This is a genomic window from Kineobactrum sediminis (genome assembly GCF_002868715.1).
In the GTDB taxonomy this organism is placed as follows: domain Bacteria; phylum Pseudomonadota; class Gammaproteobacteria; order Pseudomonadales; family Halieaceae; genus Kineobactrum; species Kineobactrum sediminis.
In genome coordinates this window covers 1-1,293 of record NZ_PKLZ01000030.1, presented here as the reverse complement: position 1 = coordinate 1,293, position 1,293 = coordinate 1, and the positions used below count along the sequence as shown (strand labels likewise).

General features: G+C 58.4%; 1 protein-coding gene. It reads left to right on the top strand.

Going from position 1 to position 1,293, the window contains the following annotated elements:
• Nucleotides 1-110 precede the first annotated feature (110 nt).
• Nucleotides 111-1,100, top strand: coding sequence for a protein rep (locus CWI75_RS18180; RefSeq protein ID WP_040207214.1), 990 nt, complete (start codon nucleotides 111-113; stop codon nucleotides 1,098-1,100).
• Nucleotides 1,101-1,293 lie beyond the last annotated feature (193 nt).

The following is a 1,293-nucleotide window of genomic DNA, read 5'->3' as shown; positions in this document are numbered from 1 at the left end:
AGTTCGGGGGTGTGACCACCTGTAGGAATTCGAATTTGGACACGACAACACAGGTGATATGGCAATGATAACACGTCAAATGAGCCATCGCCCAGCATGGGGCGGTGTGCATGCAAAATCCTGAACTCCAGAACCTAACTGACTACTCCCCCTCAGATGCGCCGTGGGACGCTCACAGAAGCGTTTCTGACGACGTGGGAGGGATTTACCTGCTTGCGGCTGAATATGAGCGCTACGGGGCGCGTATGGCCTCCTGTGGCGGTTTACTGAGGTTTGGGTGGTCTACCCTCAAAGAAACCGGAGAAACGCGCCTGAGGCTGCGTGAGGCGCATTTCTGCCGTGTCCGGCACTGTCCTGTCTGCCAGTGGAGGCGCTCCCTGATGTGGCAAGCCCGTTTCTACCAGTCCCTGCCGCGTATCGTGGCGGATTACCCCGATTCCCGCTGGATGTTTCTGACCCTGACCGTGCGCAACTGCGCGATCGAGGAGCTGGGCGAGACGCTGAGCCGGATGAACACGGCTTTCCAGCGACTGAAGGACCGTAAAGAGTTCCGACCAGTTCAGGGCTGGATACGCACCACGGAAGTCACCCGCGGCAGTGACGGCAGCGCACACCCGCACTTCCACACCCTGATGATGGTTCCGCCGGGCATGCTTAACGGGAAGAGTTACGTCAGGCATGAACGCTGGGTTGAGCTGTGGCGTGAGTGCCTGCGGGTCAGTTACGATCCGAATGTCGATGTCCGGGCAGTGAAACCCCGCAAGCCGAAGGACGGCGAATCGCTGGCCTGCGCGACCGCCGAACTGGTGCGCGGCGCAGTGGCCGAAACCCTGAAATATTCCACGAAGCCGGCCGACATGGTGGCCGATCCTAAATGGTTCCTCGAACTGACCCGCCAGACGCACAAGCGCCGCTTTGTGGCGACCGGCGGCGCACTCAAAGACGTGCTGAAACTCGATCAGGAAACCGACGCCGACATGGTGATCGGGGATGATATTTCCGAGGGCGATGATGACGGTTCCCGCATCGCGTTCGAGTGGAAGACCGAGGTCAAAAAGTACCGGCGTTCGCCGACGAAAGATAAAACCGAATCAGACTAACAGGGTGTCGGGGCTGCGCCCTGACCATGAGGGCTTTGGGCATCCGTCACCTTGGTGGCGGTGTACCAAAGTCACATCTTGTCCGATTGATTTTACTCCGATGCAGGATAGGGCTAACGCCGCAAAGTGACGTCACTCGATTACTGAGTTCGGATTCCGAACCTGGGTTTTTCTTCCGGTAATTTTCCGGAAG

Excerpts from the sequence above, each read along its gene's own strand:
- CWI75_RS18180 (WP_040207214.1), top strand. The coding sequence starts at position 111 with ATGCAAAATCCTGAACTCCAGAACCTAACTGACTACTCCCCCTCAGAT.